The sequence below is a fragment of the Microbacterium abyssi genome (genome assembly GCF_015277895.1).
GTDB classification, from domain to species: Bacteria; Actinomycetota; Actinomycetes; order Actinomycetales; family Microbacteriaceae; genus Microbacterium; species Microbacterium abyssi.
Genome location: NZ_CP063815.1, coordinates 878,181 through 904,326, shown reverse-complemented (window position 1 = coordinate 904,326; position 26,146 = coordinate 878,181). Strand labels below are relative to the sequence as shown.

Here is a 26,146-nt window from a genome sequence, read left to right as displayed (position 1 = left end):
CCGCGAAGGGAGCGCGCATGGCGCAGAAGCCTGACGCGGTCACCAGCTGGTGGCGACGCATCAGCCTGCGCGCCAAGGTCACGGGCGTCACGGTCGCCGTGCTCGCGCTCGGACTCGTGGTCGCGGGCATCGGCACAGTGCCGCTGCTGCGCGATTCGCTGATCAGGAACATCGACGCGCAGCTGCCTTCCCTCGCCGCCAGCGATCTGGTGAGCCGGTGGTTCGACGTCGAGACCGTCGACGGCGCGCAGAGGCTCGTCATGTCCGAGAGCGCCCCGCGCTCGGCCGACTACAGCTTCGCCGTGTACGCGGCCGACGGCTCCTTCCTCGCGCAGGCGGGCGGTGCGACAGGAGCATCCGCGCCGGCGTTCTACTCGTCGCTCGCCCTCGATCAGGCTCATGCGCTCGAAGGACAGGCCATACCGCTCACCAGCGCGGACGGGCACGACTTCCACGGCGCCGTCGCAGTCGTGCCGGGCGATGACGGCACGCTCTACACGCAATTCGTCGCGCTGCCGCTGGAAGAGGCCGACACCGTCATCAGCCAGTACCTGGCCGTGTACACGACGGTCGCTCTGGTCACGATCCTGGTGGCCGCGCTCCTCATCCGGGGCCTGGTGACGCTCACGTTCCGGCGCCTCGGCCAGGTCGAGTCCACGGCCATGCTCATCGCCTCGGGCGACTTCAGCCAGCGTCTGACCGATCTCGAGCCGAGTACAGAGGTCGGGCGGCTCAACTTCGCGATCAACACGATGCTTGAGCGCATCGACCGTTCGCTCGCGCAGCGCGACCGCACGGTGCAGCATATGCGCCGGTTCATCGGCGACGCGAGCCACGAGCTGCGCACTCCGCTCGTGAGCGTGCGCGGGTACGCCGAGCTGTACCGGATGGGCGCCATTCGCGGCGAGGAGGACACCGCGAGAGCCATGGAGCGCATCGAGAAGGAGGCGATCAGGATGGGCGTACTCGTCGAGGACCTGCTCGATCTCGCACGGCTCGACGAGGAACCCGAGCTGCAACTGGTGCCGCTGGATCTGCGTCCCATCGCACGCGACGCCGCCCTGGACGTGCGCGCCGCGGCGCCCGGACGCACGATAACCGTCGTCGACAGCACGGCCCACGCCGCCCCCACGACGCGGCCGATGCCGGCCCTGCCGGAACTGAAGACGCCGGCGTCCAAGCCCCGCCAGAGTGCGCTCGCCCGGCTGAGGCGCCGGTCGCGCAACACCGAGCCGATGCCGCAGATCGACTTCAGCGAGGCCGAGGACACCCCGGTGCGTACGCCGCCGATCGTCCTCGGCGATGAGAACAAGGTGCGCCAGGTCGTTGCGAATCTGCTCGGCAACGCGCGCCGCTTCTCCACGGACGACGCGCCGATCGAGCTCGTCGTCGATTCGGATCGGGCCGCGGGCACCGGCAGCATCGCGGTCGTCGACCACGGCGAGGGCATCCCGCCGCAGATCCGGGAGCAGATCTTCGAGCGATTCTGGCGGGCCGACACCTCCCGGGCTCGCGAGACGGGCGGATCGGGTCTGGGACTCGCAATCGTCGCCTCGATCGTCGCCGCTCTGCACGGCAAGGTGCGGGTGGACGAGACGCCCGGTGGAGGTGCGACCTTCACCGTCACTCTTCCGCTGGCACCGGCACAGGCGACACCGGAGCACCTGCTCGAGGAGACCCAGCCGCTCGAGCGCATCGATCTCGACGACATCTGACCCGTTCTGCACAGATCGCGGATCTCCAGCGTCATCCACGGATGCCTATCCCGGACGCTTCACCGAGCGGCCGCGCCGCCTAACGTGTGAACTCCGACGAGAGGAGTCCCCATGTCCGTCTACACCGTCGACACCGAGGCCGTGTTCGCCGCCCACGGTGCGGCCAGAGCCACGATCGAACGGCTGCGCAGCGAATCGCAGGCACTGAAGGCGCAGCTTACGCAGCTGCAGTCATCCTGGACCGGCGCCGCGTCCGCGGCGTTCCAGGGCTGCAGCGATCAGTGGGCCGCGGCGCAGCTGCACGTCGAACAGGTGCTGGATTCGATCGGCACGGCGCTAGGATCTGCGGCGACGCAGTATTCCGATGCCGACCAGTACTCGGCGAGCCTGTTCCGTCAGTGAACGCAGAAACGCCCCGGCCGAGGCCGGGGCGTTTCTATTTGCTGTATGGGCTTAGAAGTCCATGCCACCCGTGGGGTCGCCGGCCGGGGCCGGGTTCTTCTCGGGCTTGTCGGCGACGACGGCCTCCGTGGTGAGGAAGAGACCGGCGATCGAGGCTGCGTTCTGCAGCGCCGAGCGCGTCACCTTGGCGGGGTCGATGATGCCCGCACCGAACATGTCGACGTACTCGCCGGTCGCGGCGTTGAGGCCCTGACCGGTCGGCAGCTCCGACACCTTGTTCGCCACGACGCCCGGCTCGAGACCGGCGTTGAGCGCGATCTGCTTGAGCGGAGCCTCGATGGCGACGCGGACGATGTTCGCGCCAGTCGCCTCGTCGCCCGAGAGCGAGAGAGCGTCGAGGGCCTTGGTGCCGGCCTGGATGAGCGCCACGCCACCACCGGGGACGATGCCCTCCTCGACGGCTGCCTTCGCGTTGCGAACAGCATCTTCGATGCGGTGCTTGCGCTCCTTGAGCTCGACCTCGGTGGCCGCGCCCGCCTTGATGACGGCAACGCCGCCGGCGAGCTTGGCGAGGCGCTCCTGCAGCTTCTCGCGGTCGTAGTCGCTGTCGGTGTTCTCGATCTCGCGACGGATCTGGGTCACGCGACCCTCGATCTGCTCGGTCTCACCGGCACCCTCGACGATGGTCGTCTCGTCCTTGGTGATGATGACCTTGCGTGCGCGTCCCAGGAGGTCGAGCGTGGTGTTCTCGAGCTTGAGGCCGACCTCTTCGGTGATGACCTGACCACCGGTGAGGATCGCGATGTCCTGCAGCTGAGCCTTGCGACGGTCACCGAAGCCGGGAGCCTTGACGGCAGCCGACTTGAAGATGCCGCGGATCTTGTTCAGCACCAGAGTCGCGAGAGCCTCGCCCTCGACGTCCTCGGCGATGATGACGAGCTCCTTGCCGTCCTGGATCACCTTGTCGACGACCGGTAGGAGGTCCTTGATGTTCGAGATCTTCGAGTTCGCGATGAGGATGTAGGGCTCCTCGAACACGGCCTCCTGGCGGTCGGCATCCGTGACGAAGTACGGGTTCAGGTAACCCTTGTCGAAGCGCATGCCCTCGGTGAGCTCGAGCTCGGTGCCGAAGGTCTGCGACTCCTCGACGGTGACGACGCCTTCCTTGCCGACCTTGTCGATCGCCTCGGCGATGAGCTCGCCGATCTCGGTGTCTGCCGCGGAGATGGATGCGGTGGCCGCGATCTGCTCCTTGGACTCGATCTCCTTGGCGCTGGAGAGCAGCTCGTCGGTGATGGCCGCGACGGCCTTCTCGATGCCGCGCTTGAGCGAGATCGGGTCGGCGCCGGCGGCGACGTTACGGAGGCCCTCGCGGACGAGCGCCTGGGCGAGCACGGTCGCGGTGGTGGTTCCGTCACCTGCGACGTCGTCGGTCTTCTTGGCGACCTCCTTGACGAGCTCCGCGCCGATCTTCTCGTACGGGTCGTCCAGCTCGATCTCCTTGGCGATCGACACACCGTCGTTCGTGATCGTGGGGGCGCCCCACTTCTTCTCGAGCACAACGTTGCGACCGCGCGGGCCGAGGGTCACCTTGACAGCGTCGGCGAGGATGTTCAGGCCACGCTCGAGGCCGCGGCGGGCCTCCTCATCGAAAGCGATGATCTTTGCCATGAGTTTTGTCGTCCCTCCTGGACGTAGACGTTCTGATTAGCACTCACAGTAAGAGAGTGCTAACGCCCATTCTGGCACTCGACCCCTTCGAGTGCAAGCCGCTGGATGACGGCTATTCCGCGGGTGCGGCGGTCACGCGATCGAGCCCGATGATGACGACGAGCTGCTTCTGCTCCGGGGCGTTCGGGTCCGCGTAGAAATCGCTCTGCTCCACCTGGGCTCCGCCGATCAGATTCGCCAGTCCGAGCGCGGCATCCTGATCCGCGTCCGACACGTAGTACACCGTCGTGTCGGCGAAATTCTGGGATCCGGCATCGCCGTAGTTGATGAGCTCTGCGGGCCACTGCGCGTTGATCAGGGTGTCACGCAGCTGGACGTCGAGCCCCTCCTCCGGTGTGGCGTTGAGCACGAGCACCGAGTAGCTGGTGTCGACGACGCCGGTCTGCACCGGAGCGGGAGTGATCACCTCTTCCGCCGCCGGGAACAGAGTGATGCGCCCCATCATCACGAGAGCGACGAAGATGCCGACGACGATGAGGACGAGGGCCGCGACGAACGACCACAGCAGCACGACCCAGCCGTTCATCCCCGGCTGCTCCGCGCGGTGGGCGCCGACGCGTCCGGAGGTATGGCGGATGTCGTCGAAGCGGTCTCTGACGGGCTGGGGCACGCGTCGATGTTACCCGGCGAACCCGCGCATCCGTGCAACGCGCTGATCGCTCCGGTTGTCGCGGAGCCGCCGCAGGCGCCGCACCAGCAGCGGGTCGTGCTCCAGCGCCCGCTCGGTGTCGATCAGCCGCCACAGCAGCTGGTAATACCGGGCCGGGCTCATGCCCAGCGTGCTGCGGATGGCCTCTTCCTTCGCTCCGCCGTGGCGCGGCCAGGCCGCCTCCAGGGCGAGGATCGCGCGATCGCGATCGGTGAGATCTCCGAGCATGACCCCAGGCTATGCGCGGAGAGGCCCCGAATCAGCGCGCCACTCCCACCAGCGCCCCAATGGATCGGCCGCCGCGCGCACCTGACCGTCGAGTGCGACGACGAAGCCGGGCCAGGTCGCGGCATCCACCGCCGGACGCCACGCATCGTGGAGTTCCGGCGCGTCGATCGTGATCCAGCGGGCGGGCAGCGCGCGCACCGCGTCGATGAGCGCCGCGCGCGTCGAACGCGGGATGTGGGCGAGCACGCCCGGCGTCGTGATCACGAGCGTGGCGTCGAACGGTGCCGATGCCGCGACCCCGGCGACCTTCTCGACGGCGTCGCCGCGCACCATCAACGGCGGGTCGGAGGCGACGATGTCGAGTGCCGCCGTGATCCGCTCCTCGCGGCCGGTCTCACCCGGCCACACGAGCCCCTGCAACCATGCCCTGTCGCGCGGGTCGCGCGCGTCCAGCGGCGCGAGGTCGATCCCCGCGCGCCACACGACCTCCGGCATGCGCAGTTCGGGCATGGCGCCGCGCACCTCGCTGGTGAGCACGACGGGCGAGACTCCTCCGATCGGATCGAGGTGCGGGCGCAGCATCCTGCCGGCCTGATCGACGAACCGGAACGAGTAGCGATCGGGGTACAGGCACAGCCCGCCGGAGGCTCCGACCTCGAGCAGAGCGATGGGTCCGTCGATCTCGGAGAGGACCGGCAGCAGCGGCGCCAGCCGGAGCGGCTCGTTGGTCTGCACGCGCCGCCGGGAGCACTCCTCGATGACGGCGCGGGCATGCGCGATCAGGAAACGCCGCCACTGCGGGAATCCCAGCAGCGGTGCCCCCAGCATCCGCGTCACGGCGAAGACGAGCGGCGGCTGACGCCGGGTCTCGGGGATTCGCGCGAGGATCGCCTGGACGCCGGCATCCGATGCCACGCCATGGGCCCATTCCTCGTAGAGCGCCGAACGCCCTGGAGCCTCGTCCCTCGCGAACCTTTCGTAGCGCTCGCGCACGGCATCCGTCATCCGTCCATTGTGCCGCCGTGACGCCCGCTCGTCATGATGACCCGCCCTGCCCGCGCACGGTGGACAATGGAAGAGGCTTCGCCCGACAACGGCCAGGAGGACTGATGGACTACAGCGTGAAGAAGACCGACGAGCAGTGGCGCGCGGAACTCGGCGATGAGCAGTTCGCGGTACTGCGCGAGGCAGCGACGGAGCGCGCTTGGACGGGCGAGCTGCTCGACGAGGCGCGCGCGGGACTGTACACCTGCGGCGCGTGCGGCGCCGAGCTGTTCAAGAGCGGCACGAAGTTCGACTCGGGATGCGGCTGGCCGAGCTTCTACGAGTCGATCCGCCCGGATGCCGTGCAGCTGCTCGAGGACAACACCCTCGGCATGCAGCGCACCGAGGTCCGTTGCGCGAACTGCGGCTCGCACCTCGGCCACGTGTTCCCCGACGGCTTCGGCACGCCGACCGGCGACCGCTACTGCATGAACTCGCTGGCGCTGAACTTCACCCCCGAAGCAGACCCGCCGGCGTGAGCGCACTCGACGCCGCGCTGGCGCGGCAGTCGTGGTCCAAAGTCACCGACGAAGCGCCGACGCGTGAGGAGTTGCTGACCCTGGTGGCGGCTGCCGGTCGCGTCGCCGACCATTCGTCGCTGCGGCCATGGCGGCTGATCGAGCTGCGCGGCGACGACCGCGTGCTGCTCGCGAAGGCGATCGCGAAGGCCGACGGCTCGTCGCACCCGTCTTCGAAGCCGCTGCGCGCCCCGCTGCTGATCGCCGTCGTCGGCAGCTTCCGCAAGAGCGCGAAGGTGCCGCGCTGGGAGCAGGAGGCGGTGGCCTCCGGTGTCGCGCACACGCTCAGTCTGCTGCTGGACGAGGCCGGCTGGGGCGTGTTCTGGCGCACCGGCGGCCACACCCGCTCCAAGGCGGTCGCCAAGGCGCACGGGCTGAAGAAGACCGAGGAGCTGCTCGGCTGGCTGTACGTGGGCGGCAAGCCGGAGGGCAAGAGGCCGAGCCGGCGCAAGCCCGTCGACGCCGACGCGCTACTGAGCCGCATGCCGTCGAAGAAGTAGCGAACCTCAGCGTCGCCGGCGCCGCCACGGCAGCGCCACCAGGACGGATGCCACGGCCACCGCGACCATCGCCAGCAGCTGCCACACCGTCGGCACCGAGATCGCCGGCCACAGCAGGTCGATGATGACTGAGGTCAGCAGCTGCCCGAGCACCGACCCGAGTCCGAGCAGCAGCACGCCCGTGTGCGCCACGATCGTCGCCCCGAGCAGGATGTAGACGAAGCCCAGCAGTCCGCCGAGATACAGCCACGGTTCGGTCGGCAGCGCCTGCGGCATCCCGCCGAAGGCGACGCTGACGGCCGCCGCGACCGCGAGCACGAGCGTGCCGCCGATGAAGCTCATCAGGGTCGCCGTCATCGGCGAATGCACGCGCTGCGCCAGTCGCCCGTTCGCGGCCGACTGCCACGCGATGCCGACACCGGCGGCGAACGGAAGCAGCAGCAGCCACAGCGGTGTGGTCGCGATGGCGTCGCCGCTCAGCGAGATCGCAACGGCGGCGAGCGCGAGGATCCCTCCCAGAACGCGCCCAGGGGTGACGGCGACGACGCCGGCCGGTCCCACTCCCAGCCGGTCGAGCAGCAGGCCGTTCACGGTCTGGCCCGCGACGATGCCGACCGAGAACAGCGAGACGCCGAGGACGCCCGCCGTCAGCCCCTGCGTGGACACCGTGAGGGCTCCGCAGGCGCCTCCGAGCAGCATCCAGACCGGAATACGACGCGATCGCACACCGCGCCACAGCCGCACGGCCCCGGCGCGCGTCGACGGAAGAAGCACGGTGACGACGATGAGGATGACCAGGCCCACGCCGAATGAGATGAGGCCGGCGACGATGCCGTCGTCGATGCGGACGCCCAGCACGCCGTTCACGCGGGCCTGAATCGCCGTCATCGCGCCGATCGAGACCGCTCCGCCCAGCGCGACGGAAGCGGGCAGCCGGGACGGGGTCACCTGAGCACACTATCCGAGCGCAGCACGCAGACCTGCGCGTGTCCGTGCCCGGCGATACGCTGTCGCCATGTGCGCGAGCTACGGACTCGATCCACGATTCACCGACGCCGAGCTGCTGGCCGAGGCAGACGCCGAGATCCTCGACGGCCTGCGCTCCTGGGCAGAGCACAACGACGGCGAGACGCTGCGCCCGACCGGGAAGAACCTGCGCAATCTCAATCCGGTGATCGTCTCCGGCGATGGGCAGGCCGAGCTCGAGCCGGCGTGGTGGGGATTCCTCATCGATGGTCAGCCCGCCAAGTTCCCCTCGATCAACACGCGCTCCGAGCGCCTGCAGCAGCGCCCGGGCGGGCTCAAGACGCGCGCGATCGTCCCCACGACGGGCTGGTTCGAGATGCGCAAGCCCGAGCGCGTCTGGCACGAGTTCACGCTCGGCGAGCGGGTGCTCTTCGGCATGGCGGCGGTCGCCCAGCGCGGGCGCACCCCGGACGGCGAGTGGGTAACGTGCTACTCGATCGTGATGCGTCCCGCACCCGAACACCTCGCCGAGCTCCACGATCGGATGCCGGTCCTCATCCCGACCGCGTTCGCGCACGACTGGCTGAACGCGGAGGCCGACCGCGAGATCATCGACGAGGCGCTGCTGGCCGCGGCATCACTCGACGAGCGGGTCACGGCGACGGCACGTGACACAGACGCGGCGGGGAAAGGCGACGCGGGTCGGCTGTTCTGAACGTCAGCTCGAGGGCAGCAGCGATGCCCGCAGGCGATCGCGAACGGCGGCGTCGACTCCCGCCGCCTCGAGATAGGCCAGAACTCCCCCGTGCTCGCTGTCGAGCCAGTCGAGCGTCTCGTTGAGCATGGCGGGCGGCGATCCGGAGAGGATCTCGAGCAGGTTCTCGGTGATCGGCACGCGGAAGCGCCGCACCTTGCGCAGCATCCGCTCGGTCCACTCCCCAGACAGGTTCGCCGCGGTGGCGGCGTAGTCGGCGACGATCACGTCACGCTCGATGCCCAGTGTCGCGAGGATGAGAGCAGAGACCAGGCCGGTTCGATCCTTGCCCGCGGTGCAGTGGACCACCACGGCGCCTTCAGCGGATGCGATCGTGCGGACGACGAGGCCGAGGTGTTCCTGGTGCCGCGTCAGGACGGCTCGATACACGTCGAACAGCGTCAGCGTGCTCGGATCGAAGCGGCGCCGGTCCTGCGGGGTGCCGTCGATCGGGACGGAGAGGTAGGCGGCTCCCGTGCCGCGCAGCCTGTCACGACCGGCGATGCGTCGATCGAAGGCCGAGCGCAGATCGATGACCTGCCCGATGCCGAGTTCCTTCAGCCTGCGACGCCCATCGCGGGTGACTCGATGCAGGGCGTCGGATCGGTACAGACGACCGGGCGTCAGCACGCCAGGGGCGACCTCGCGGAAGTTGTGCGTGCCCGGCACTTCGAGGCGGGTGACCAGGTCGTCCATGCCGCCATGCTAGCCGCGTCGGCACGGGTGTCGACTATCGTGGGGCGCACGACAGGAAGGCGCGCATGACCGACCAGAAGAAGCCGCGTCCGCGCGCGCTGCGCGACGGCACCACGGAGCCGCGGTTCGCCGCCCGCTACGCGACGATCGACGAAGTCGCAGCGCTCCTCGGCGTCACGCCAGTGTCGCTGCGGCAGACGATGCGTCGCCGGGATGCCGGTGAGGCCTCCGCAGCCAGTGACTCGTTCATCGATCCGATCGGCAACGTCTCGGGCTACCTGTGGGATCGCGACGACCTCACCCCAGAGGCGATCGAGGCATGGCACAACCGGCCGCGGCGCGGAAGGAAGCCGGGCAGCGCCTGATGATGCGGTGGACGCCTGAGTGGAGCCGACTACGGGATTCGAACCCGTGACATCCTGTTTACAAGACAGGTGCTCTACCAGCTGAGCTAAGTCGGCGAACGTCCTACAGCTTAGCGAGCCGCGAGGACGCGACGGAAACTACGGCGCCGGGGTCTCGGTGGCCGTCGGCGTCGGCGTGGGAGTCGCCTCGGTCTCACTGGCGACGGTCAGCACGAACTGTGAGAACTCGGCCGGGTCGTCGAGTGCACCGACATACACCTCGCCGTTGACGACGATCATCGGCGCACTGGTGAGCACGAGATCATCCGAGCCGTCGAGTGGACCGGCGAGAGCACGGGAGGTGGCCTCCTTCGCCCACGTGACGAAGTCCTGGCCCTCGATGCAGGAGCGGACGACCTTCGGGGTGTCCACGCCGACCGCGACGGCGAGATCGGCCAGTTCGATGTCGCTGCGACCGCTGCTGTCGACGTCGGGCTGGTCGACGAGCAGTTCGTGGTTGTACGCGTAGAACTTGTCCGGTGAGTGCGTGGCGACGCACGCTGCCGCGGCAGCGGAACGCAGCGAGTACTTGGTGCCGTTGGAGCTCGCGGTGAGCATGGACACCGGGTGATAGGTCACGGTGGCCGCGCTCTCGTTGATCCACCCGGCGAGCTGTCGGCTGTTCGCCCGCTCGAACTCGCCGGATCCCGGCGAGAGGTAGTCGACGTAGACATGCACGTCCGCCGCCGGTGCCGCCGTCGGAGCCGGTGTCGGCTCAGACGGCTCCTCGGTTCCGGCACCGGACTCGTCGGGCGCGGGGGTCGAGGGCACGGTCGCCACGTCGCCCTCGGAGATGCTGTTCACCACGATGCCGTCGCCCTCGAGACCCTGCGGATCCAGAGCCGGCTCGGACACGCTGGACGTGACCGCGAGCGTCACGGCAGTGCCGATGGCGCCGACGGCGATGATGGCGACGGCGCCGATGATGACGCGTCGCATGATGCGCGCCCTCGACTGCTTGGCGTGCACCTGCTGGGCCTTCTCCCGAACCGCCTCACGGGAATTGCGAGCGGAGGGGACATTCGGCGTTTCGTCGCTCGACATCGTTCCTCTTGAAAGTCTGGTGGGGACGGGCTCCCCGGTGTCCGCTGAAGAAGCAGGACCACGTTCGATGTTAACGAGCCAGGCTGGGAAATACCCAGGCGGTCTCGTTCGTGCCATACTGAAACCGGCCCGATGGCGGGCCACGGCGAGGGGTATCCTCACCGCTTCCATCACAACGGATCGTCCGGCACGTACCTGCCGGTGAAGGAGAAACAATGGCATCTGTAACGTTCGACGACGCCACTCGGCTGTATCCCGGCGGAACCCGCCCCGCCGTCGACAAGCTGAATCTCGAGGTCGCCGACGGCGAGTTCCTCGTCCTGGTCGGCCCTTCCGGCTGCGGAAAGTCGACCTCCCTGCGCATGCTCGCCGGCCTCGAAGAGGTCAACGAGGGTCGCATCCTCATCGGCGACCGCGACGTCACCGACGTCCCGCCGAAGGACCGCGACATCGCGATGGTCTTCCAGAACTACGCGCTGTACCCGCACATGACCGTCGCCGAGAACATGGGCTTCGCGCTCAAGATCGCCGGCATCGGCAAGGAGGAGCGTGCCGCTCGCGTGCTCGAGGCCGCCAAGCTCCTCGACCTCGAGGAGTACCTCACCCGCAAGCCGAAGGCCCTCTCGGGTGGTCAGCGTCAGCGTGTCGCGATGGGCCGCGCCATCGTCCGCCAGCCGCAGGTGTTCCTCATGGACGAGCCGCTGTCGAACCTCGACGCCAAGCTCCGCGTGCAGACCCGCACGCAGATCGCGTCGCTGCAGCGTCGCCTCGGCGTCACCACGGTCTACGTCACCCACGACCAGACCGAGGCGCTGACCATGGGCGACCGCATCGCGGTGCTCAAGGACGGCCTCCTGCAGCAGGTCGGTACGCCACGCGACCTGTACGAGAAGCCTGAGAACGTGTTCGTCGCCGGCTTCATCGGCTCGCCTGCGATGAACCTGTTCTCGGCAGACCTCGCCGAGGGCGGCGTGCAGTTCGGCACCGAGGTCGTGCCGCTCGACCGCGACACGGTCGGCCGTGCGAACGGCAGCCAGGTCACGGTCGGCGTTCGCCCCGAGGACATCACGGTGGGACCGGCCGATGGCAAGGGCCTCTCCGTGACGGTCGACCTCGTCGAAGAGCTCGGTGCAGACGGCTACCTCTACGGCCACACCGACATCAACGGCAAGCGCACCGACATCGTCGCGCGCGTCGATGGCCGCAGCCACCCGAACGCCGGCGAGACCGTCACCCTCGCGGCGAACGCCGGACACGTCCACGCGTTCGACATCGAGTCGGGCGTTCGACTGAACGACAAGCCGGTCGTCTCGGCCTGATAAGTTCCATCGCGCGGCGCGGGCTGACCATCTGGTCGCCCGCGCCGCGTCGTTCCCGAGGGGCATCATGCAGAACGCACTTCGCATCACCGCCAGCAAGGTCAACCCCGAACTGCTCGCGCTGCCGTGGTCGACGCCGCTGGCGAAGTGGCCCTCCGAGCGCATCGTGTCCCTGCCGAAGGGACTCTCCCGTCACCTGGTGCGCTTCGCCGATCTGTCCGGCCGCGTCGTCGCCGTCAAGGAGACGACGGCCGAGATGGCGCAGCGGGAGTACGACATGCTCGGCAACCTCGCCCGCCTCGACGTGCCGTGCGTGGATCGGGTGGCGGTCATCGCCGGACGCACGGATGCCGAGGGCACGGCGCTGCCGGCGGTGCTGGTGACCGCGCATCTGCGGTTCTCGATGCCGTACCGGGCGCTGTTCACACGGGTGCTGCGCCCCGACACCGCCACGCGCCTCGTCGACGCGCTGGCGCTGCTGCTGGTCCGCCTGCACAACGTGGGCTTCTACTGGGGCGACGTGTCGCTGTCGAACACGCTGTTCCGCCGTGACGCCGGCGCCTTCGCCGCCTACCTGGTGGATGCCGAGACCGGCGAGCTGCACGAGGAGGGCCTCACCGAGGGGCAGCGCCTTTACGACCTGGACCTCGCCCGCACGAACATCGCCGGCGAGATCATGGACCTCGCCGCCGGCGGGCGGCTCGAGCACGGCGTGGATGCCGTCGCCGTCGCCGACGGCATCGTCTCCTCATACCACTCGCTGTGGGCGGCGCTGACCGCCGAGGAGTCCTTCTCGGCCAACGAGACCTGGCGCATCACCGAACGCGTCGAGCGCCTGAACGCCCTCGGCTTCGACATCGACGAGATGTCGATGACGACGACCATCGACGGCACCGTCGTGCAGATCCAGCCGAAGGTCGTCGATGCGGGCCATCACCAGCGCCGCCTCATCCGGCTGACCGGGCTCGACGTCGAGGAGAACCAGGCACGTCGGCTGCTGAACGACCTGGACGAGTTCCGCGCCCGTTCGAAGAAGGAATGGGCCGACGAGGAGATGTACGCGCACGAATGGCTCACCCGGGTGTTCGAGCCGGTCGTGCGCGCGATCCCGTACGAGCTGCGCGCGAAGCTGGAGCCCGCAGAGGTCTTCCATCAGGTGCTGGAGCACCGGTGGTACCTGTCACAGGCGAATGGGCGGTCGATCCCCCTGGCCGAGGTGCTGACCTCGTACATCAACGACGTACTGCGTCATCGCCGTGACGAGGCGACCATCATGGGCCCGCCGACCGAGACGATGAGCCTGCCGGTGGTCACCGGCACTCTGCCCGTGTCGGACGACACCGATGGGATCGACTGGCGCGACCTCGTGTGATCAGGCCGTCATTGAGCGCGCGAACTGCTGCCGTCGAGGGGCCACGCGCCCCCGAGGCTCAGGACAGCGCGTAGCGATGACCTGAGTGGGCGTGGGAATCAGTAGCCGACGGCGAAGTTCTCGCGGTGGTGCTTCGGGTTCTCGATCTCGTCGACGAAGGCGGCACCGAGATCGCGGCCCGAGATGTACGAGTCGCCGTTGTCGTCGGTGACCAGTACGGGGCCTCCGTCGCGGTAGCTGCCGGTGCGCTCACCGGGCGCCCAGTTGCCGAAGCCGCCGGCGGGGTGGACGAAGAACCAGTCCCGGCCGCTGGTGTCGGCCCGGAGGTCCTCCAGCACGCCGATCGCCTCGAGCGCCTCCGCCTTGAACTCCTCCGGGAATCCGGCATCCACCAGGCGCGGGCCGTCGGGCGCGACGAGGCTGCCGCCGGCACCGCCGACGACGCCGAGGCGCACGTTCTCGGGAAGCGCGGCGAACAGTTCGGCCGTCGCGGGGCGCACCTTGCCGACCATATCGCCGCGGGGCGAGAGCGCCTGGATGACGACATCCGCCTCATCGATCTGCTCGAGCAGGCTCGGAACGTCGAGGATGTTGCCCTCGAGGTACACCGCCCCCTCGACGCGCTCGGTGGGAATCGAGCGGGCGATCGAGATCACCGAGTGGCCGCGGGACACGGCCTCTGCGACGATGTTCGATCCGGCGTAGCCGGTGCCTCCGATGACGGCGATGCGGGTCATGCCTGCCCCCGCACGGTGGCCACCTGGTACAGCGCGACGGATGCCGCGATACCCGCGTTCAGCGACTCGGTCGCGGCCGAGATCGGGATGGAGACGATCTGATCGCAGTTCTCCGTGACCAGACGCGAGAGCCCCTTGCCCTCGGAACCGACGACGATCACGACGGGGCGGTCGGCGAGGGCCAGCTCCGGAAGGGAGACGTCGCCGTCGCCGTCGAGGCCGATCACGAAGACGCCCTGCTTCTTGAACTCCTTCAGCTGCGTGGTCAGGTTCGTCGCCATCGCCACGGGGATGCGCGCCGCTGCTCCCGCGCTGGTCTTCCACGCGGCGGAGTTCACGCCGGCCGAGCGTCGCTGCGGCAGGATGATCCCGTGCCCGCCGAAGGCTGCCGTGGAACGGATGATCGCACCGAGGTTGCGCGGGTCGGTGATGCCGTCGAGCGCCACGAACAGGGGCGTCTCGCCCCGGTCGATGACCTGCTCCAGCAGATCCTGCGGATGCGCGTACTCGTACGGCGGGACCTTCAGCGCGACGCCCTGGTGCACGCCGTCGAAGCCGGCCATGCGGTCGAGCTCCTGGCGGGTGACCTCGAGCACCGGGATGCCGCGGTGCGTCGCGATCGACAGCATCTCCTTCACACGGTCGTCCATCTCCACGCGCTGGGCGATGTAGAACGCCGTCGCCGGGATCTTGGCGCGCAGCGCCTCCAGCACGGAGTTGCGACCCGTCACGTTCTCGGTGTCGTCGCCCGCCTTGGACTTGGGCGAGCGGTTCGGGTTGCTGGCCGTGCTCGGTCGCCCACCAGGGCGTCCCTTGCCGCCCGCGGCGGCGTAGCGCTCGTTCGCGGCCTTGCGCTTGCCTGCGACGTGCCAGGCGCGATCCTCGGCCTTCGGCGTCGGTCCACGGCCCTCGAGCGACTTGCGGCCGAGTCCGCCGGTGCCCTTGAGAGCGCCCTTCTTCTTGCTGTTGCCCGCTCCGGGGCGTCCTGGCTTAGCCATCAATACTCCAATGAGTTCCGGCCGGAGTGTCCTCCAGCGTGATTCCTGCAGCGGCGATCGCATCCCTGATGCGATCCGCCGCGGCCCAGTCCTTGTCAGCCCGCGCCTGTGCGCGCTGTGTGATCATCGCCTGCACAAGGGCGTCGAGAGCGGATGCCTCGGCTCCACCGCCGACGGCGGTCACCGGGCCGTCCAGCCCGAGTACGTCGAGCATTGCCGCGAGTGCGCGAGCGGCGGAGACCGCTGCCGCCGTGTCGCCGGCATCCAGTGCGGAGTTGCCCGCACGCACCGCCTCGTGCACGGCCGCGAGCGCCTGCGGCACCCCGAGGTCGTCGTCCATCGCCGTGCGGAACGCCTCCGGGACATCGCCCGGTGCGCGCACGGCGGGATCGGCATCCGTCGCGCGCAGCACGCGCTGGCGGAAGGTCTCGATGCGTCCGAGCGCGGCCTCAGCCTCGGCCCACGACGACTCCGTGAGGTCGAGGCTGGAACGGTAGTGCGCCGCGGCGAGCGCGTAGCGCACGACCAGGGGGTCGTGCTCGCCGATCACGTCGGCTGCGAGCGTGAAGTTACCGAACGACTTGGACATCTTCTGCCCGTCAACGGTCACCAGCCCGTTGTGCACCCAGTAGCGGGCGAAGCCGTCGCCTGCGGCGGTCGACTGGGCGAGCTCGTTCTCGTGGTGCGGGAAGCGCAGGTCCAGGCCGCCGCCGTGGATGTCGAACTCGGCACCCAGGTAGCGCTTCGCCATCGCAGAGCACTCGATATGCCAGCCGGGGCGTCCTGCGCCCCACGGCGACGACCACCTGGCATCCGCCGGCTCGCCGGGCTTGCCGCCCTTCCACAGCGCGAAGTCCTGCGGGTTGCGCTTGCCGCGCGGATCCGCGTCCTCGGCGGCCTCCATGGCGTCGACCTGCTGATGCGTGAGCGCGCCGTACTCGGGCCAGGAGCGCACGTCGAAGTAGACGTCTCCCGATCCATCCGTCGCGGGGTATGCGTGTCCGCGCTCGATGAGCGTCGCGATGAGCTCCTGCATCTGCGGGACGGATGCCGTCGCGCGCGGCTCGTACGTCGGAGGCAGGATGCCGACGCCGGTGTAGGCGGCGGTGAACTCCTGCTCCATGCGGTAGGCCAGCGCCCACCACGGCTCGGTGGCCGTGGCGTTCGCGAGCACCTTGTCGTCGATATCCGTGACATTGCGCACGAACGTAACCCGGCCGAAGCGGTATTCAAGCCAGCGGCGCAGGATGTCGAAGCTCAGCGCCGCGCGGACGTGCCCGATGTGCGGGCCCGACTGCACCGTGGGTCCGCACACGTACATCGTGATGTTCTCGGGGTCGAGAGGCACGAAATCGCGCAGCTGCTGTGCGCGGGTGTCGTAGAGGCGGAGTGTCACTGCTCCAGCGTACCCGGCGGCACCAGCGGGAATCCCGTGTGAGTCCGGTCGCAGGCCATCAGATGTCGCGGCGGAAGAAGACCGACTCCGGGTCCTCCCGATATGAGCCGAACGGATCGCACGGGACGAACCCCTCGGAGAGGTACAGCCCACGGGCCGAGCGGAAGTCCGCCGACGATCCGGTCTCGAGCCACAGGACGCTGATGCCCTCGCTGCGCGCCCTGTCGATCAGGTGGCGCAGCAGCAATCGTCCGAGGCCGAGCCCGCGGACAGCTTCGGCGACCCGCATCGACTTCACCTCGGCGGCGTGATCCTCCATCCGGCGGAACGCGCCCATGCCGCACACCTGGTCGTCGCGCCATGCGGTGACGAACCGGATATCCGGTGCGCGCAGCGCATCCACGTCCAGGGCGTGCACGCTCTCGGCCGGCGACTGAGCCTGCATCTGCGCGAGATGGTCCGATACGAACGCGCGAGTATGCACGCCGGTCAGATCGTCATCGCGGAACTGCCACATGGGCCAATGCTCGCACGCGCATGTTTCGGCGGAATGACGCCGGGCGCTCAGAACTGCGGCAGCAGCAGGGCGACGGCCGTGACGGCGATGCCCTCGCCTCGGCCGGTGAATCCCAGGCCGTCCGTGGTGGTCGCGGACACCGAAACCGCTGCGCCGCCGAGCGCCGCCGAAAGCATCTTCTCAGCCTCGGCGCGCCGGCTGCTGAACCGGGGACGGTTGCCCTGGAACTGCACCGAGACGTTGCCGATCACGTAGCCGGCCTCGCCCAGCAGGTCGCGCGTGCGGGAGAGGAACACATCGGCGTGCGCGCCGGCGTATTCGGGATGCGACGTGCCGAAGTGCTGGCCGATGTCGCCGAGCCCCGCTGCTCCCAGGAGCGCGTCGACGATGGCATGGGCGACGGCATCCCCGTCTGAGTGCCCGGACAGCGCGGGCTCCTCAGGCCATTCCAGCCCGGCGAGCCACAGGCTGCCGTCCCCGCCGAACGCGTGGACGTCTGTGCCGATCCCGATGCGCGGGATGTAGTGGTGGGCACGAGGGCGCACGGTCTGAGGCATGTCGTTCAGCAGCCGTCGCGCGCGTTCGAGGTCATCGGCGGTCGTGATCTTGAACGCCCGCGCGGATCCGGTGATGTGACGGACGGGGTGGCCTGCTGCAGCGAACAGCGCGGCATCGTCGGTGTACTCGACACCCTCGACCCGCGCGTAAGCGTTCTCGAGCAGCGCACGCGGGAAGCCCTGTGGTGTCTGGGCTGCGGCAAGCTCCGAACGGTCCACTGCGGCGACGATGTGCTCCTCGTCCACGCGCTTGATCGTGTCGATCACCGGCAGCACGGGGATGACGCCGGTGTCGGAGGTCACGGCATCCGCGACGGCGGCGATCTGGGCGGGCGGCGTCAGGGCCCGCGCCGCATCGTGCACGAGCACCGTCGTGATGTCTCCCCACAGTGCGCGCAGACCTGCGGCGACCGACTGCTGCCTGGTCTCGCCTCCGACGACGACCCGCCCCAGGTCGCTGCGGTCACCAGCTGCCGCGAGAAGCTCGCTCTCGGCATCCCCCTCGTGCCCCGCGGGCGCGACGACGATCACCTGCGCCGGCGACGCCGCGAAGACGCCGTCGAGCGCATGGCGCAGCACAGAGCGCTCGTCGATGCCGACGAAGGCCTTCGGTGCTGTCGCGCCGAGGCGCGTGCCCGAACCGGCCGCGACGACGATGATCGCCGTCGTCGGCACCGGAATGAGAGTCACGCTCTCACCCTAGCGAGGCGCAGCTCGCGTCTGTCCTCAGGAAGCCAGAACCTCGTCGAGCAGCGCGCCGGCCTTCTCCTCGTCGCACTTCTCAGCGAGCGCGAGCTCGGAGATGAGGATCTGGCGCGCCTTGGCGAGCATGCGCTTCTCCCCCGCGGAGAGACCGCGGTCCTGATCGCGACGCCACAGGTCGCGGACGACCTCGCTGACCTTGATCACATCGCCGGAGGCGAGCTTCTCAAGATTCGCCTTGTAGCGACGGGACCAGTTCGTGGGCTCTTCGGTGAACGGTGCGCGAAGCACCTCGAAGACGTGATCCAGACCCTCCTGGCCGATCACATCGCGCACGCCGACCAGGTCGACGTTCTCAGCAGGAACCTCGATGATCAGGTCGCCCTGCGTGACGTTGAGCTTCAGATATTTCTTCGTCTCGCCCTTGATGACGCGATCCTTGACCTCGATGATCGTCGCGGCCCCATGGTGCGGATAGACGACCGTCTCGCCAACCTCAAAAAGCATAAAATCGTGTCCTTTCGGCAACCTCCAGAATACCACAGGCGACATGCGCTAAGGTTTGCCTCCGCATCGTCCCTGCGAGCCTGGTCGATACCCATAGAATGGACAGGACGTCCCACAGCTCCAGGAGGATCCGTGAAATCGCGCCTTGTTGCGTCAGCCGCCGTCAGCGCCCTCGTTCTGCTCGGTGCGACCGGATGCACGTTCATCACCCCGCAGTCGACCGAGGTCAAGTACTCGGCGTCCGATGGCGTGAACGTCACCGACTCCGAAGGCCCTCTCCTGGTCCGCAATGCGATGATCATCGCGACGGAAGACGGCTCCACGGGCAACCTCGTCGCCGCGATCGTGAACTCGGCCGATCGGGCAGAGGTCCTCACGGTCGAGATCGAGGGCATCGATCCGCTGACGGTCCGGGTCGGTCCCGGTGACACTCTGAGCCTCGGCGCAGACGCCGAGCCGTTGCGCATCGACGACCTGGACACCATGCCCGGTGCCACGATCGAGGTGTACTTCCAGTCCGGTGACGCGACCGGCGCCACGGCCGAGATCCCGGTCCTGGACGGCACCCTCCCCTACTACTCGGACCTCGTCCCCGAAGAGGACTGACCTCCCTGCATCAGAAGAGGCCGGCATCCATCAGGATGCCGGCCTCTTCTTCGTCTGTCAGCCCTCGAAGCGATAGCCGAGGCCTCGGACGGTCACGAGCATGACAGGCTCACCCGGGTTCTCCTCGATCCGCGAGCGGATGCGCTTGATGTGCACGTCCAGCGTCTTGGTATCGCCGAAGTAGTCGCTGCCCCACACACGGTCGATGAGCTGCCCCCGGGTCAGCACCCGGCCGGAGTTGCGCATCAGGACCTCGAGCAGTTCGAACTCCTTCAACGGCATGTTGATCTCGGAGCCTCCGACCGTGACCGTGTGGCGGTCGATGTCGAGTGCGACGCGACCACCCTCGAGCACGCGCTCGTCCAGGTCGCTGTCGGCCTGAACGATCCGGCGCAGCACCGCGCGCATGCGGGCGAGGAGTTCGCGCGACGAGTAGGGCTTGGTTATGTAGTCGTCGGCCCCGAGTTCGAGCCCCACGACGATGTCCACCTCGGAGTCCTTCGCGGTGAGCATGATGATCGGCACAGCCGAGCTCGAACGGATCTGGCGACACACCTCGGTTCCCGGCATCCCCGGGAGCATGAGGTCCAGCAGAACGATGTCGGCACCCCGCTCGCGGAACGCCGTCAACGCGCCAGGTCCGTCCTCGGCGATCTCCACTTCGTAGCCTTCGCGGCGTAGCAGATATGCGAGCGGATCCGCGAGGTCGGGCTCGTCCTCGACGAGAAGGATACGGGTCATGCGTTCTCTCCGTTTCGGACGCGCGTGGGGTCGGTGGCCTTGGCGGCCTTCCGCGCGCGCTTCTTCTTGATCTTCTTGGCTGTCTCCGGCGCCGGCGCGTCGATGCGCGGGAGCACCATCGTGAAGGTCGATCCGCGACCGGGCCGCGACCACACCCGCACCTCGCCGCCGTGCCGCTGCGTCGCGTGCTTGACGATCGACAGTCCGAGTCCGGTGCCTCCGGTGCGACGGGATCGCGCCTCGTCCGCACGGTAGAAGCGCTCGAAGATGCGATCGCGGTCAGCCTCGGTGATCCCGATGCCCTGGTCCGACACGGCGATCTCGACGGTGTCCGCGTCGATCTTGATTCCGACACCGACACGCGAGCCCTTCGGGGAGTACACGATGGCGTTCGCGATGAGGTTCCCCACCGCCTCGATGAGGATCTGGGCGTCGCCGCGCACGTACGCTCCCCGATCGCCGCCCCGGACGAGTTCGACGCCGGCGGAATCCGCCTGCACGGTGTGACCCTCGATGGAGGATGCGACCACCTCATCCATCGCGACGGTGTCGAAATCGGTGATGCCGTCGGACGCCTGCAACCGGGACAGGCTCATGATCCTGCCCGTGAGCTGCCCGAGGCGGGCGGCCTCCGCGGAGATGCGCGAGGCGAAGATCCGCACCTGCGCCGGATCATCGGCGGCGGACTCGATGGCCTCGGCGAGGAGGCTCACCGCCCCGACCGGCGTCTTGAGCTCGTGACTGGTGTTGGCGACGAAGTCGCGGCGCACCTGGTCCAGCCGCTCCTGCTCGGTCACGTCGCGGATGATAAGCAGGGTGAGCTGCCCGCCCAGCGCGCTCGCCCGTGCGGAGACCAGGCGCGGGCTGAGACTGACTCCCGACCGGGTGATGCGCATGGTCTCGGTGGCTGACGCACCTGTCGAGCGCACGGTCCGTACCAGCTGCCGCAGCTCCTGGTTGTCGAGGGTCGAGCCGACGCCGATGCCGAAACGCGCGGCGGGATTCGAGATCGCCAGCACCAGTCCGGATGCGTCGACGACGCACGCCGCATCGTCCATGCTGTCGAGGACGTCGGCTGTGCCTTGCGGAACGACCGACGATGCGGCCTCCACGACGCGCGCGCGAGCGCGGTAAGCCCATGCGATGATCGCCGAGAGACCGATGCCGATCACCAGGCCGACGGCCAGGGCGATGAGCGCGGTGTTCGGCGGGGTCATGATCTACAGCGTAGGGCTCGTTCACCTCCTCTTACGCCGGGATCCGGGGCTTCACCGACGCCGAAGAAGTAGTATTCACCTATCCGGCACCGTTCGTTAACCTTCGGCGAACACAATCTCGGTGGGCGTGCGAACAGTGCTGCGCCACCATCGGCGGGCCGAACGGCCCGAGCCCCGAACGAAAGGTTGCGACGCTCATGCGCGAAGTCTTCCATCAGTCCCTCGAGGACATCCAGGCCCGTCTCGTGGAGATCACCGACCTCGTCGCGGTGGCCATCGACAAGGCCACTCGCGCCTTCGCGAACAGTGACGTGGCCCTGGCCGAAGAGGTGATCGCCGACGACGCCCACATCGACGAGTTGACCATCAGCCTCGACGAGCTCGCCATCGAGGTCCTCGCCCGCCAGCAGCCGGTCGCACGCGACCTGCGCATCGTCGTGTTCGCCCTCCGCGTCAGCGCCTCGCTGGAGCGCATGGGCGACATGGCAGAGCACATCGCGCAGCTCGCGCGCCTCCGCTTCCCCGAGCGCGCCATCCCGAAGGGCCTGAAGGGCACTTTCTCGAAGATGGGCGAGCGCGATGTCGAGGTCGCACGCACGCTGTCGGAACTGCTCCGGACGCAGGACCTGCGGCTGGCCGACGTCATCCGCAACGCGGACGACGAGATCGACGAACTGCACGCCAAGGTCTTCGAGAAGGTCCTCAGCGACAACTGGAAGGGCGAGCCGACCGCGACCGTCGATGCGACCCTGGCCAGCCGCTACCACGAGCGGTTCGCCGACCACGCCGTCGCCGTCGCGAAGAAGGTCGTCTACCTCGCGACCGGCGACTGGGCTGCCGGCGAAGAGGACATCGCCCTCGCGGCCGAGGCGCACGACGAGGCTCTTCGCGCCACAGACCAGCTTTGAGACCCCCGCCTTACCGCCGAGACCCCCGCCTGCTGACGTCAGCAGGCGGGGGTCTCAGCGTGAAACGGGGCTCGGCGCTACTTCTTGCCCTGCGATGCGACCGCGGCGGCGCCGGCGGCCGCGGCCTCGGGGTCGAGGTAGCGGCCGGGCCCGGTGGGCAGGTTGTCGTCATCGAGGTCGTAGACCAGCGGGATGCCGGTGGGGATGTTGAGTCCGGCGATGTCGGCGTCGCTGATGCCGTCGAGGTGCTTGACGAGACCGCGCAGCGAATTGCCGTGCGCAGCGACGAGCACCGTCTTACCGGCCTCGAGGTCCGGGATGATCTCGTTCTCCCAGTACGGCAGCATCCGGTCGATGACGATCTTCAGAGATTCGGTGCGGGGCACCTCGCCGTCGATGCCGACGTAACGGGGGTCGTTCACCTGGCTGAACTCGCTGTCGTCGTCGAGCAGCGGCGGCGGCACGTCGAACGAACGACGCCACAGCTGGAACTGCTCGGGACCGAACTCCTCGAGCGTCTGGGCCTTGTCCTTGCCCTGCAGGGCACCGTAGTGGCGCTCGTTGAGGCGCCAGGTGCGCTTGACCGGGATCCACAGCCGGTCGGCGGAGTCCAGGGCGATGTCGGCGGTCTGGATCGCGCGGCTGAGCAGCGAGGTGTGCAGCACATCGGGCAGCAGGCCCGATTCGGCGAGCAGCTCGCCGCCGCGGCGTGCTTCTGCCCTGCCCTGCTCCGTGAGGCGGACGTCCACCCAGCCGGTGAAGAGGTTCAGTTCGTTCCACTCGCTCTGGCCGTGGCGGAGCAGGATGAGAGTGCGGGTCATGATCCCAGTCTAGGACGATGGGACAATGGGGCCATGGCGTCATCCCCTCTCGGCCGCCCCACCAGGGGCACCACGGGGACGAATCGACTGCGCCGCAACGACCGCTGGATCGCGGCGAGCGACGCGTTTCGCGACGCGGTCGATCCGCTGGTCATCGATCTCGGCTACGGCGCGAGCGGGGTGACCGCCCTCGAGCTCGCCGCGCGGCTCATGAAGGTCCGCCGCGACGTCCAGGTGATCGGCTTCGAGCTCGATCCGGAGCGCGTGGCCGCCGCCCGCGCACAGCTCGACGCGGTGCGTGCGGGCCGCACGGCGTTCGCGCCCGACCTCCCCGTGTCGTTCGCCCGTGGCGGCTTCGAGGTTCCCCTCTCCGGCGACCGGCAGCCCGCCGTGATCCGCGCGATGAATGTGCTGCGCCAGTACGACGAGGAGGACGTCCCTGAGGCGTGGCGGTCGATGGCAGCGCGCCTGCCTCCCGCCGGAATGCTGTTCGAAGGCACCTGTGACGAGATCGGCCGCATCGCGAGCTGGGTTGATGTGGCGCCGACCGGCGCGCCGGTGCGCTTCACCATCTCGCTGCGCCTGGCCGAGCTGGAGCGACCGAGCATCGTCGCGGAGCGGCTGCCGAAGGCGCTCATCCACCGCAATGTTCGCGGCGAAGGCATCCACGATCTGCTGGTGGCGCTGGATCGCGAGTGGGACCGCGCTGCACCGCTGTCGACGTTCGGTGCGACGCAGCGCTTCCTCGCCGCGGTCACGGCACTGAAGGAGCAGGGTCACCCTGTTCTCGGCAACCGTGGGCGGTGGCGATTGGGCGAGCTCACGGTCCCGTGGGAGGCAGTCGCCCCGCGATAGGCCCGTGCCTCGCGATGGCCTATGCCTTGCGAGGATCCTGCCCGGCGGGACGCCGGGAGAGCCGCGTCAGGCGCGGCACGTCGGCTGTGGCGCCGGCATCCGCCGGGACGATCACCTGCTGCGCGGCCGCGATGTCGATGCCCTCGGCGCGCACGGTCAGGTCACCGATGGGGGCCCTGCGCGACAGGATCGCCAGCGCGATCGGCCCATCCTCGAAGTGGCGCGCCACCGAGGTGACATGACCCACCTCGTCGTCACCGGCGAACACGGTCGCACCGGCGGGCGGCAGCACGTCGTCGCTCCCGTCGAGGTGCAGCGCGGCGAGCCGCCGCGGCGGGTGCCCGAGGTTGTGCACCTTCGCGACGGTCTCCTGGCCGCGGTAGCAGCCCTTGCTCAGGTGCACCGCGCTGCGGATCCAGTCCGACTCGTGCGGCAGCGAGCGCTCATCGACTTCGCCGGACCAGCGGGGCCGCCAGGCCGCGACGCGCAGCGCCTCTGCGGCGAGGAGGCCGGCGACTTCGAGATCGGCGGGAGCTGCGGCATCCGCCTCGACGATCGCGACCCGCCATGCGTAGTCGGCAGATGGATGATCGGCGACGTGCGAGTACTGGTACCCGCCCGCCTGGACGGCGGTCCACGGATCGGCCCACACCAGCGGCATCCCGTGCGGTGCGGCGGCGATCGCGCGCACCGCGACCTCGGCATCCCCACCCGCGAAGAACCCGACCAGCTGCAGATCCGTCCGCACGGCGACGGTCACGCGCGAGCGGAAGACCATGCGCTGCAACCAGGTGGCGAGCGGTTCGGCATCGGCAGCGTCCGCGATGAGCCAGACCGACGCGCCGTCCTCGAACACGCCCGCGGCATGCTCGACGCGGCCCTGAGGATCGAGGACGAGCAGCTCGGTGCTGTCACCGGCCCGGAGTCCCGAGACCGCCTGTGAGGTGATGGAGTCCAGCCAGTTCAGGCGGTCCTCCCCCGCGACCTCGATCACGGTGCGGTCTCCGAGGGGCGCCGCGGCGCTGCCGGCGGAGAGCGCGCGCTGTTCGCGCATCGGGTCACCGAAGTGGGAGATCATGCCGTCGTCGACGACCGTGCCCGGCCGCGCTGCGAACCCATCCCTGAAAGCAGACATGGGTCAGACCCGGGCCAGGCGCGCGGAGGCGTGCGACGCCATCTCCGCACCGAGCGCCGCGATGTCCCAAGCCCACAGCAGGTGTCCGTCGACCAGCCCGTACATGCGGCTCGCCGCCCCGTAAGACTTGCCTCCTGCGCCGCGCACGATCGCATCGGTCGCGATGTCGATCCGCGGGCCGTTGATCTCTCCGAGGTAGAGCTCCAGCGCGCCGTCGGAGTGCGCGAGCGAGACCTCGATCGCGAAGCCGCCGGATGCCGCGCGCAGTTCCTCGACGTCGTCGACCGTGCGCTCCACAGCCGGCCCGGTGGGCGGCAGCAGTGCCGGTCCGGGGTCGGATGCCGTGGCGGGGCGCGACAGCCGCCAGAATCCCGTCTCAGCGACGAGCGGGATGGATGCCTCGCCCTCCGCGGCGGCCATCCAGCCGGTCGCGGCGTAGTTCAGATAGCCGGCACCGTCATGGCTGAAGCTCACGCGATGCGTGAACTCGCCTTGGAAACGGTGGTCTCCGGCGGTGTACTCGATGACGCCGGTGCCCTCCCACACGCCGATGAGCCAGCTCAGCGGTGCGAGATCGGCCGGGAGGTCGGTGGGGAGCTCGAGCATGGTGCTATGCCGTCAGCGCACTCGGGTCAGCGCTGGCCGCGGAAGAGGTTCCACAGCACCGTGCCGGCGACGAACGCGATCGCAAGACTCGCGAGGCCGAGCAGACCGATGAAGAAGAATTCGAGTGCGACGAGGTCCATGGCACCACTCTACCCCGGCCTTTCGCAGGGAGCGCGAGCCGTCAGGCCGGGATGAGTGCGGCGAGCCCGAAGCCGGCCGAAACGACCCCGAACAGCAGCAGGGCGCCGATCGCGCTCACCGCGACCCGGAAGATGAAGCCCTTGGTCTGCCCGTACCAGAGCTGCAGTGCGAACGACACGAGCACTGCAGTGCCGACGCCGACGAGCAACCACGGCAACCGCCAGTCCTCGGGGACGAACAGTCCGATCGCGATGGACGCGACCAGCGCCGCGGCCCAGACGATGCCGACGCCGACGAGCGCGTTGCGAGGTGCCAGAGCCGGTTCGGACATGCCTCCATTGTTACGCATCCGACAGGCGC

At 68.9% G+C, this 26,146-nt stretch carries 30 protein-coding genes and 1 tRNA gene; 11 read left to right on the top strand and 20 right to left on the bottom strand.

Features of this window, described 5'->3' with window-relative positions; all coding sequences use genetic code 11:
* Positions 1 to 17 precede the first annotated feature (17 nt).
* Both IM776_RS04475 and IM776_RS04470 read left to right on the top strand, forming a co-directional pair.
* Entirely contained in the window at positions 18 to 1,715 is a 1,698-nt protein-coding gene (locus IM776_RS04475; RefSeq protein WP_194421825.1) for a sensor histidine kinase, read from the top strand.
* A 111-nt stretch (positions 1,716 to 1,826) separates the two neighbouring features.
* On the top strand, positions 1,827 to 2,117 hold the full coding sequence (locus IM776_RS04470) for a WXG100 family type VII secretion target (protein ID WP_194421824.1): 291 nt from the start codon (positions 1,827 to 1,829) through the stop codon (positions 2,115 to 2,117).
* Positions 2,118 to 2,168: 51 nt separating this feature from the next.
* Here the strand turns inward: IM776_RS04470 and groL are convergent, their stop codons facing one another.
* The 4 genes from groL to IM776_RS04450 form a co-directional block, all read right to left on the bottom strand.
* A complete protein-coding gene (gene groL / locus IM776_RS04465) occupies positions 2,169 to 3,788 on the bottom strand; it encodes a chaperonin GroEL (RefSeq protein ID WP_194421823.1) in 1,620 nt (539 codons plus the stop codon).
* 112 nt (positions 3,789 to 3,900) lie between these two features.
* Positions 3,901 to 4,458, bottom strand: a complete 558-nt coding sequence (locus IM776_RS04460) for a LytR C-terminal domain-containing protein (protein WP_228479908.1) — start codon at positions 4,456 to 4,458, stop codon at positions 3,901 to 3,903.
* 9 nt (positions 4,459 to 4,467) lie between these two features.
* On the bottom strand, positions 4,468 to 4,725 hold the full coding sequence (locus IM776_RS04455; protein ID WP_194421822.1) for a DUF3263 domain-containing protein: 258 nt from the start codon (positions 4,723 to 4,725) through the stop codon (positions 4,468 to 4,470).
* Between the two features lie 9 nt (positions 4,726 to 4,734).
* Positions 4,735 to 5,730 carry a DUF2332 domain-containing protein gene (locus IM776_RS04450; RefSeq protein ID WP_194421821.1) on the bottom strand — a complete coding sequence of 332 codons (996 nt, stop codon included), beginning with the start codon at positions 5,728 to 5,730 and terminating at the stop codon, positions 4,735 to 4,737.
* Between the two features lie 104 nt (positions 5,731 to 5,834).
* Between IM776_RS04450 and msrB the strand changes: the two genes are divergently transcribed.
* Together msrB and IM776_RS04440 are read left to right on the top strand one after the other, a co-directional pair.
* Positions 5,835 to 6,248 carry a peptide-methionine (R)-S-oxide reductase MsrB gene (msrB, locus tag IM776_RS04445; protein ID WP_194421820.1) on the top strand — a complete coding sequence of 138 codons (414 nt, stop codon included), beginning with the start codon at positions 5,835 to 5,837 and terminating at the stop codon, positions 6,246 to 6,248.
* On the top strand, positions 6,245 to 6,787 hold the full coding sequence (locus tag IM776_RS04440; protein ID WP_194421819.1) for a nitroreductase family protein: 543 nt from the start codon (positions 6,245 to 6,247) through the stop codon (positions 6,785 to 6,787). The genes msrB and IM776_RS04440 overlap by 4 nt, the downstream gene beginning before the upstream one ends.
* A gap of 6 nt (positions 6,788 to 6,793) precedes the next feature.
* On the opposite strand, the gene IM776_RS04435 is transcribed toward IM776_RS04440, so the two are convergent.
* The gene (locus tag IM776_RS04435) at positions 6,794 to 7,735 is read right to left on the bottom strand and encodes a DMT family transporter (RefSeq protein ID WP_194421818.1); all 942 of its coding nucleotides are present in this window, start codon (positions 7,733 to 7,735) and stop codon (positions 6,794 to 6,796) included.
* A 67-nt stretch (positions 7,736 to 7,802) separates the two neighbouring features.
* On the opposite strand from IM776_RS04435, the gene IM776_RS04430 reads away from it, so the two are divergent.
* On the top strand, positions 7,803 to 8,468 hold the full coding sequence (locus tag IM776_RS04430) for an SOS response-associated peptidase family protein (protein ID WP_194421817.1): 666 nt from the start codon (positions 7,803 to 7,805) through the stop codon (positions 8,466 to 8,468).
* A gap of 3 nt (positions 8,469 to 8,471) precedes the next feature.
* Here the strand turns inward: IM776_RS04430 and IM776_RS04425 are convergent, their stop codons facing one another.
* The gene (locus tag IM776_RS04425; protein ID WP_194421816.1) at positions 8,472 to 9,203 is read right to left on the bottom strand and encodes a tyrosine-protein phosphatase; all 732 of its coding nucleotides are present in this window, start codon (positions 9,201 to 9,203) and stop codon (positions 8,472 to 8,474) included.
* 65 nt (positions 9,204 to 9,268) lie between these two features.
* Between IM776_RS04425 and IM776_RS04420 the strand changes: the two genes are divergently transcribed.
* Positions 9,269 to 9,568, top strand: a complete 300-nt coding sequence (locus tag IM776_RS04420) for a hypothetical protein (protein WP_194421815.1) — start codon at positions 9,269 to 9,271, stop codon at positions 9,566 to 9,568.
* Between the two features lie 20 nt (positions 9,569 to 9,588).
* Here the strand turns inward: IM776_RS04420 and IM776_RS04415 are convergent.
* Positions 9,589 to 9,664 (bottom strand) — tRNA-Thr (locus tag IM776_RS04415).
* 42 nt (positions 9,665 to 9,706) lie between these two features.
* On the bottom strand, positions 9,707 to 10,651 hold the full coding sequence (locus IM776_RS04410) for a DsbA family protein (RefSeq protein ID WP_194421814.1): 945 nt from the start codon (positions 10,649 to 10,651) through the stop codon (positions 9,707 to 9,709).
* A 215-nt stretch (positions 10,652 to 10,866) separates the two neighbouring features.
* On the opposite strand from IM776_RS04410, the gene IM776_RS04405 reads away from it, so the two are divergent.
* Together IM776_RS04405 and IM776_RS04400 are read left to right on the top strand one after the other, a co-directional pair.
* On the top strand, positions 10,867 to 11,970 hold the full coding sequence (locus tag IM776_RS04405) for an ABC transporter ATP-binding protein (RefSeq protein ID WP_194421813.1): 1,104 nt from the start codon (positions 10,867 to 10,869) through the stop codon (positions 11,968 to 11,970).
* A gap of 67 nt (positions 11,971 to 12,037) precedes the next feature.
* Positions 12,038 to 13,342: a DUF4032 domain-containing protein gene (locus tag IM776_RS04400; protein ID WP_194421812.1), complete on the top strand. Its 1,305-nt coding sequence runs from the start codon at positions 12,038 to 12,040 to the stop codon at positions 13,340 to 13,342.
* Between the two features lie 98 nt (positions 13,343 to 13,440).
* Here IM776_RS04400 and IM776_RS04395 read toward each other — a convergent pair whose 3' ends face one another.
* From IM776_RS04395 to IM776_RS04370, 6 genes are read right to left on the bottom strand one after another with little or no spacing between them, the layout of a single operon-like run.
* Complete coding sequence (locus tag IM776_RS04395) at positions 13,441 to 14,079, bottom strand: NAD(P)-dependent oxidoreductase (RefSeq protein ID WP_194421811.1); 639 nt, start codon at positions 14,077 to 14,079, stop codon at positions 13,441 to 13,443.
* Positions 14,076 to 15,077: a 23S rRNA (guanosine(2251)-2'-O)-methyltransferase RlmB gene (gene rlmB / locus IM776_RS04390; RefSeq protein WP_194421810.1), complete on the bottom strand. Its 1,002-nt coding sequence runs from the start codon at positions 15,075 to 15,077 to the stop codon at positions 14,076 to 14,078. Before rlmB ends, IM776_RS04395 begins: the two co-directional genes overlap by 4 nt.
* Positions 15,070 to 16,473, bottom strand: a complete 1,404-nt coding sequence (gene cysS / locus IM776_RS04385) for a cysteine--tRNA ligase (RefSeq protein WP_194421809.1) — start codon at positions 16,471 to 16,473, stop codon at positions 15,070 to 15,072. Before cysS ends, rlmB begins: the two co-directional genes overlap by 8 nt.
* A 58-nt stretch (positions 16,474 to 16,531) precedes the next feature.
* Entirely contained in the window at positions 16,532 to 16,990 is a 459-nt protein-coding gene (locus IM776_RS04380; protein WP_194421808.1) for a GNAT family N-acetyltransferase, read from the bottom strand.
* A 47-nt stretch (positions 16,991 to 17,037) separates the two neighbouring features.
* A complete protein-coding gene (ispD, locus tag IM776_RS04375) occupies positions 17,038 to 18,237 on the bottom strand; it encodes a 2-C-methyl-D-erythritol 4-phosphate cytidylyltransferase (RefSeq protein WP_194421807.1) in 1,200 nt (399 codons plus the stop codon).
* A 36-nt stretch (positions 18,238 to 18,273) separates the two neighbouring features.
* Complete coding sequence (locus tag IM776_RS04370; protein ID WP_147039792.1) at positions 18,274 to 18,756, bottom strand: CarD family transcriptional regulator; 483 nt, start codon at positions 18,754 to 18,756, stop codon at positions 18,274 to 18,276.
* A 132-nt stretch (positions 18,757 to 18,888) separates the two neighbouring features.
* Here IM776_RS04370 and IM776_RS04365 point away from each other — a divergent pair, with 132 nt between their 5' ends.
* Positions 18,889 to 19,362, top strand: coding sequence for a DNA modification methylase (locus IM776_RS04365; protein ID WP_194421806.1), 474 nt, complete (start codon positions 18,889 to 18,891; stop codon positions 19,360 to 19,362).
* Between the two features lie 57 nt (positions 19,363 to 19,419).
* Here IM776_RS04365 and IM776_RS04360 read toward each other — a convergent pair whose 3' ends face one another.
* A complete protein-coding gene (locus IM776_RS04360) occupies positions 19,420 to 20,103 on the bottom strand; it encodes a response regulator transcription factor (RefSeq protein ID WP_194421805.1) in 684 nt (227 codons plus the stop codon).
* Entirely contained in the window at positions 20,100 to 21,320 is a 1,221-nt protein-coding gene (locus IM776_RS04355) for a sensor histidine kinase (RefSeq protein ID WP_194421804.1), read from the bottom strand. Before IM776_RS04355 ends, IM776_RS04360 begins: the two co-directional genes overlap by 4 nt.
* A gap of 197 nt (positions 21,321 to 21,517) precedes the next feature.
* Between IM776_RS04355 and phoU the strand changes: the two genes are divergently transcribed.
* On the top strand, positions 21,518 to 22,228 hold the full coding sequence (gene phoU / locus IM776_RS04350) for a phosphate signaling complex protein PhoU (RefSeq protein WP_194421803.1): 711 nt from the start codon (positions 21,518 to 21,520) through the stop codon (positions 22,226 to 22,228).
* Positions 22,229 to 22,305: 77 nt separating this feature from the next.
* Here phoU and IM776_RS04345 read toward each other — a convergent pair whose 3' ends face one another.
* Positions 22,306 to 23,049 carry a phosphoglyceromutase gene (locus IM776_RS04345; protein ID WP_194421802.1) on the bottom strand — a complete coding sequence of 248 codons (744 nt, stop codon included), beginning with the start codon at positions 23,047 to 23,049 and terminating at the stop codon, positions 22,306 to 22,308.
* Between the two features lie 33 nt (positions 23,050 to 23,082).
* On the opposite strand from IM776_RS04345, the gene IM776_RS04340 reads away from it, so the two are divergent.
* Positions 23,083 to 23,904 (top strand): class I SAM-dependent methyltransferase, encoded by an 822-nt coding sequence (locus IM776_RS04340; protein WP_194421801.1) that lies wholly within the window; start codon positions 23,083 to 23,085, stop codon positions 23,902 to 23,904.
* A 19-nt stretch (positions 23,905 to 23,923) separates the two neighbouring features.
* Here IM776_RS04340 and ygfZ read toward each other — a convergent pair whose 3' ends face one another.
* The 3 genes from ygfZ to IM776_RS04325 all read right to left on the bottom strand — a co-directional run bounded on the left by ygfZ (position 23,924) and on the right by IM776_RS04325 (position 26,117).
* A complete protein-coding gene (ygfZ, locus tag IM776_RS04335) occupies positions 23,924 to 25,039 on the bottom strand; it encodes a CAF17-like 4Fe-4S cluster assembly/insertion protein YgfZ (protein WP_194421799.1) in 1,116 nt (371 codons plus the stop codon).
* A gap of 3 nt (positions 25,040 to 25,042) precedes the next feature.
* Complete coding sequence (locus tag IM776_RS04330; protein WP_194421798.1) at positions 25,043 to 25,645, bottom strand: heme-binding beta-barrel domain-containing protein; 603 nt, start codon at positions 25,643 to 25,645, stop codon at positions 25,043 to 25,045.
* Positions 25,646 to 25,826: 181 nt separating this feature from the next.
* Positions 25,827 to 26,117 carry a hypothetical protein gene (locus tag IM776_RS04325; RefSeq protein WP_194421797.1) on the bottom strand — a complete coding sequence of 97 codons (291 nt, stop codon included), beginning with the start codon at positions 26,115 to 26,117 and terminating at the stop codon, positions 25,827 to 25,829.
* Positions 26,118 to 26,146: the final 29 nt, after the last annotated feature.

Coding starts and splice junctions, on each gene's coding strand:
- IM776_RS04400 (WP_194421812.1), top strand. CDS start 12,038: ATGCAGAACGCACTTCGCATCACCGCCAGCAAGGTCAACCCCGAACTG.
- IM776_RS04355 (WP_194421804.1), bottom strand. CDS start 21,320: ATGACCCCGCCGAACACCGCGCTCATCGCCCTGGCCGTCGGCCTGGTG.
- IM776_RS04370 (WP_147039792.1), bottom strand. CDS start 18,756: ATGCTTTTTGAGGTTGGCGAGACGGTCGTCTATCCGCACCATGGGGCC.
- IM776_RS04360 (WP_194421805.1), bottom strand. CDS start 20,103: ATGACCCGTATCCTTCTCGTCGAGGACGAGCCCGACCTCGCGGATCCG.
- IM776_RS04325 (WP_194421797.1), bottom strand. CDS start 26,117: ATGTCCGAACCGGCTCTGGCACCTCGCAACGCGCTCGTCGGCGTCGGC.
- IM776_RS04425 (WP_194421816.1), bottom strand. CDS start 9,203: ATGGACGACCTGGTCACCCGCCTCGAAGTGCCGGGCACGCACAACTTC.
- IM776_RS04330 (WP_194421798.1), bottom strand. CDS start 25,645: ATGCTCGAGCTCCCCACCGACCTCCCGGCCGATCTCGCACCGCTGAGC.
- IM776_RS04395 (WP_194421811.1), bottom strand. CDS start 14,079: ATGACCCGCATCGCCGTCATCGGAGGCACCGGCTACGCCGGATCGAAC.
- rlmB (WP_194421810.1), bottom strand. CDS start 15,077: ATGGCTAAGCCAGGACGCCCCGGAGCGGGCAACAGCAAGAAGAAGGGC.
- groL (WP_194421823.1), bottom strand. CDS start 3,788: ATGGCAAAGATCATCGCTTTCGATGAGGAGGCCCGCCGCGGCCTCGAG.
- IM776_RS04410 (WP_194421814.1), bottom strand. CDS start 10,651: ATGTCGAGCGACGAAACGCCGAATGTCCCCTCCGCTCGCAATTCCCGT.
- IM776_RS04430 (WP_194421817.1), top strand. CDS start 7,803: ATGTGCGCGAGCTACGGACTCGATCCACGATTCACCGACGCCGAGCTG.
- IM776_RS04340 (WP_194421801.1), top strand. CDS start 23,083: ATGGCGTCATCCCCTCTCGGCCGCCCCACCAGGGGCACCACGGGGACG.
- IM776_RS04470 (WP_194421824.1), top strand. CDS start 1,827: ATGTCCGTCTACACCGTCGACACCGAGGCCGTGTTCGCCGCCCACGGT.
- phoU (WP_194421803.1), top strand. CDS start 21,518: ATGCGCGAAGTCTTCCATCAGTCCCTCGAGGACATCCAGGCCCGTCTC.
- msrB (WP_194421820.1), top strand. CDS start 5,835: ATGGACTACAGCGTGAAGAAGACCGACGAGCAGTGGCGCGCGGAACTC.
- IM776_RS04450 (WP_194421821.1), bottom strand. CDS start 5,730: ATGACGGATGCCGTGCGCGAGCGCTACGAAAGGTTCGCGAGGGACGAG.
- IM776_RS04380 (WP_194421808.1), bottom strand. CDS start 16,990: ATGTGGCAGTTCCGCGATGACGATCTGACCGGCGTGCATACTCGCGCG.
- IM776_RS04420 (WP_194421815.1), top strand. CDS start 9,269: ATGACCGACCAGAAGAAGCCGCGTCCGCGCGCGCTGCGCGACGGCACC.
- ygfZ (WP_194421799.1), bottom strand. CDS start 25,039: ATGTCTGCTTTCAGGGATGGGTTCGCAGCGCGGCCGGGCACGGTCGTC.
- IM776_RS04345 (WP_194421802.1), bottom strand. CDS start 23,049: ATGACCCGCACTCTCATCCTGCTCCGCCACGGCCAGAGCGAGTGGAAC.
- IM776_RS04455 (WP_194421822.1), bottom strand. CDS start 4,725: ATGCTCGGAGATCTCACCGATCGCGATCGCGCGATCCTCGCCCTGGAG.
- IM776_RS04405 (WP_194421813.1), top strand. CDS start 10,867: ATGGCATCTGTAACGTTCGACGACGCCACTCGGCTGTATCCCGGCGGA.
- IM776_RS04475 (WP_194421825.1), top strand. CDS start 18: ATGGCGCAGAAGCCTGACGCGGTCACCAGCTGGTGGCGACGCATCAGC.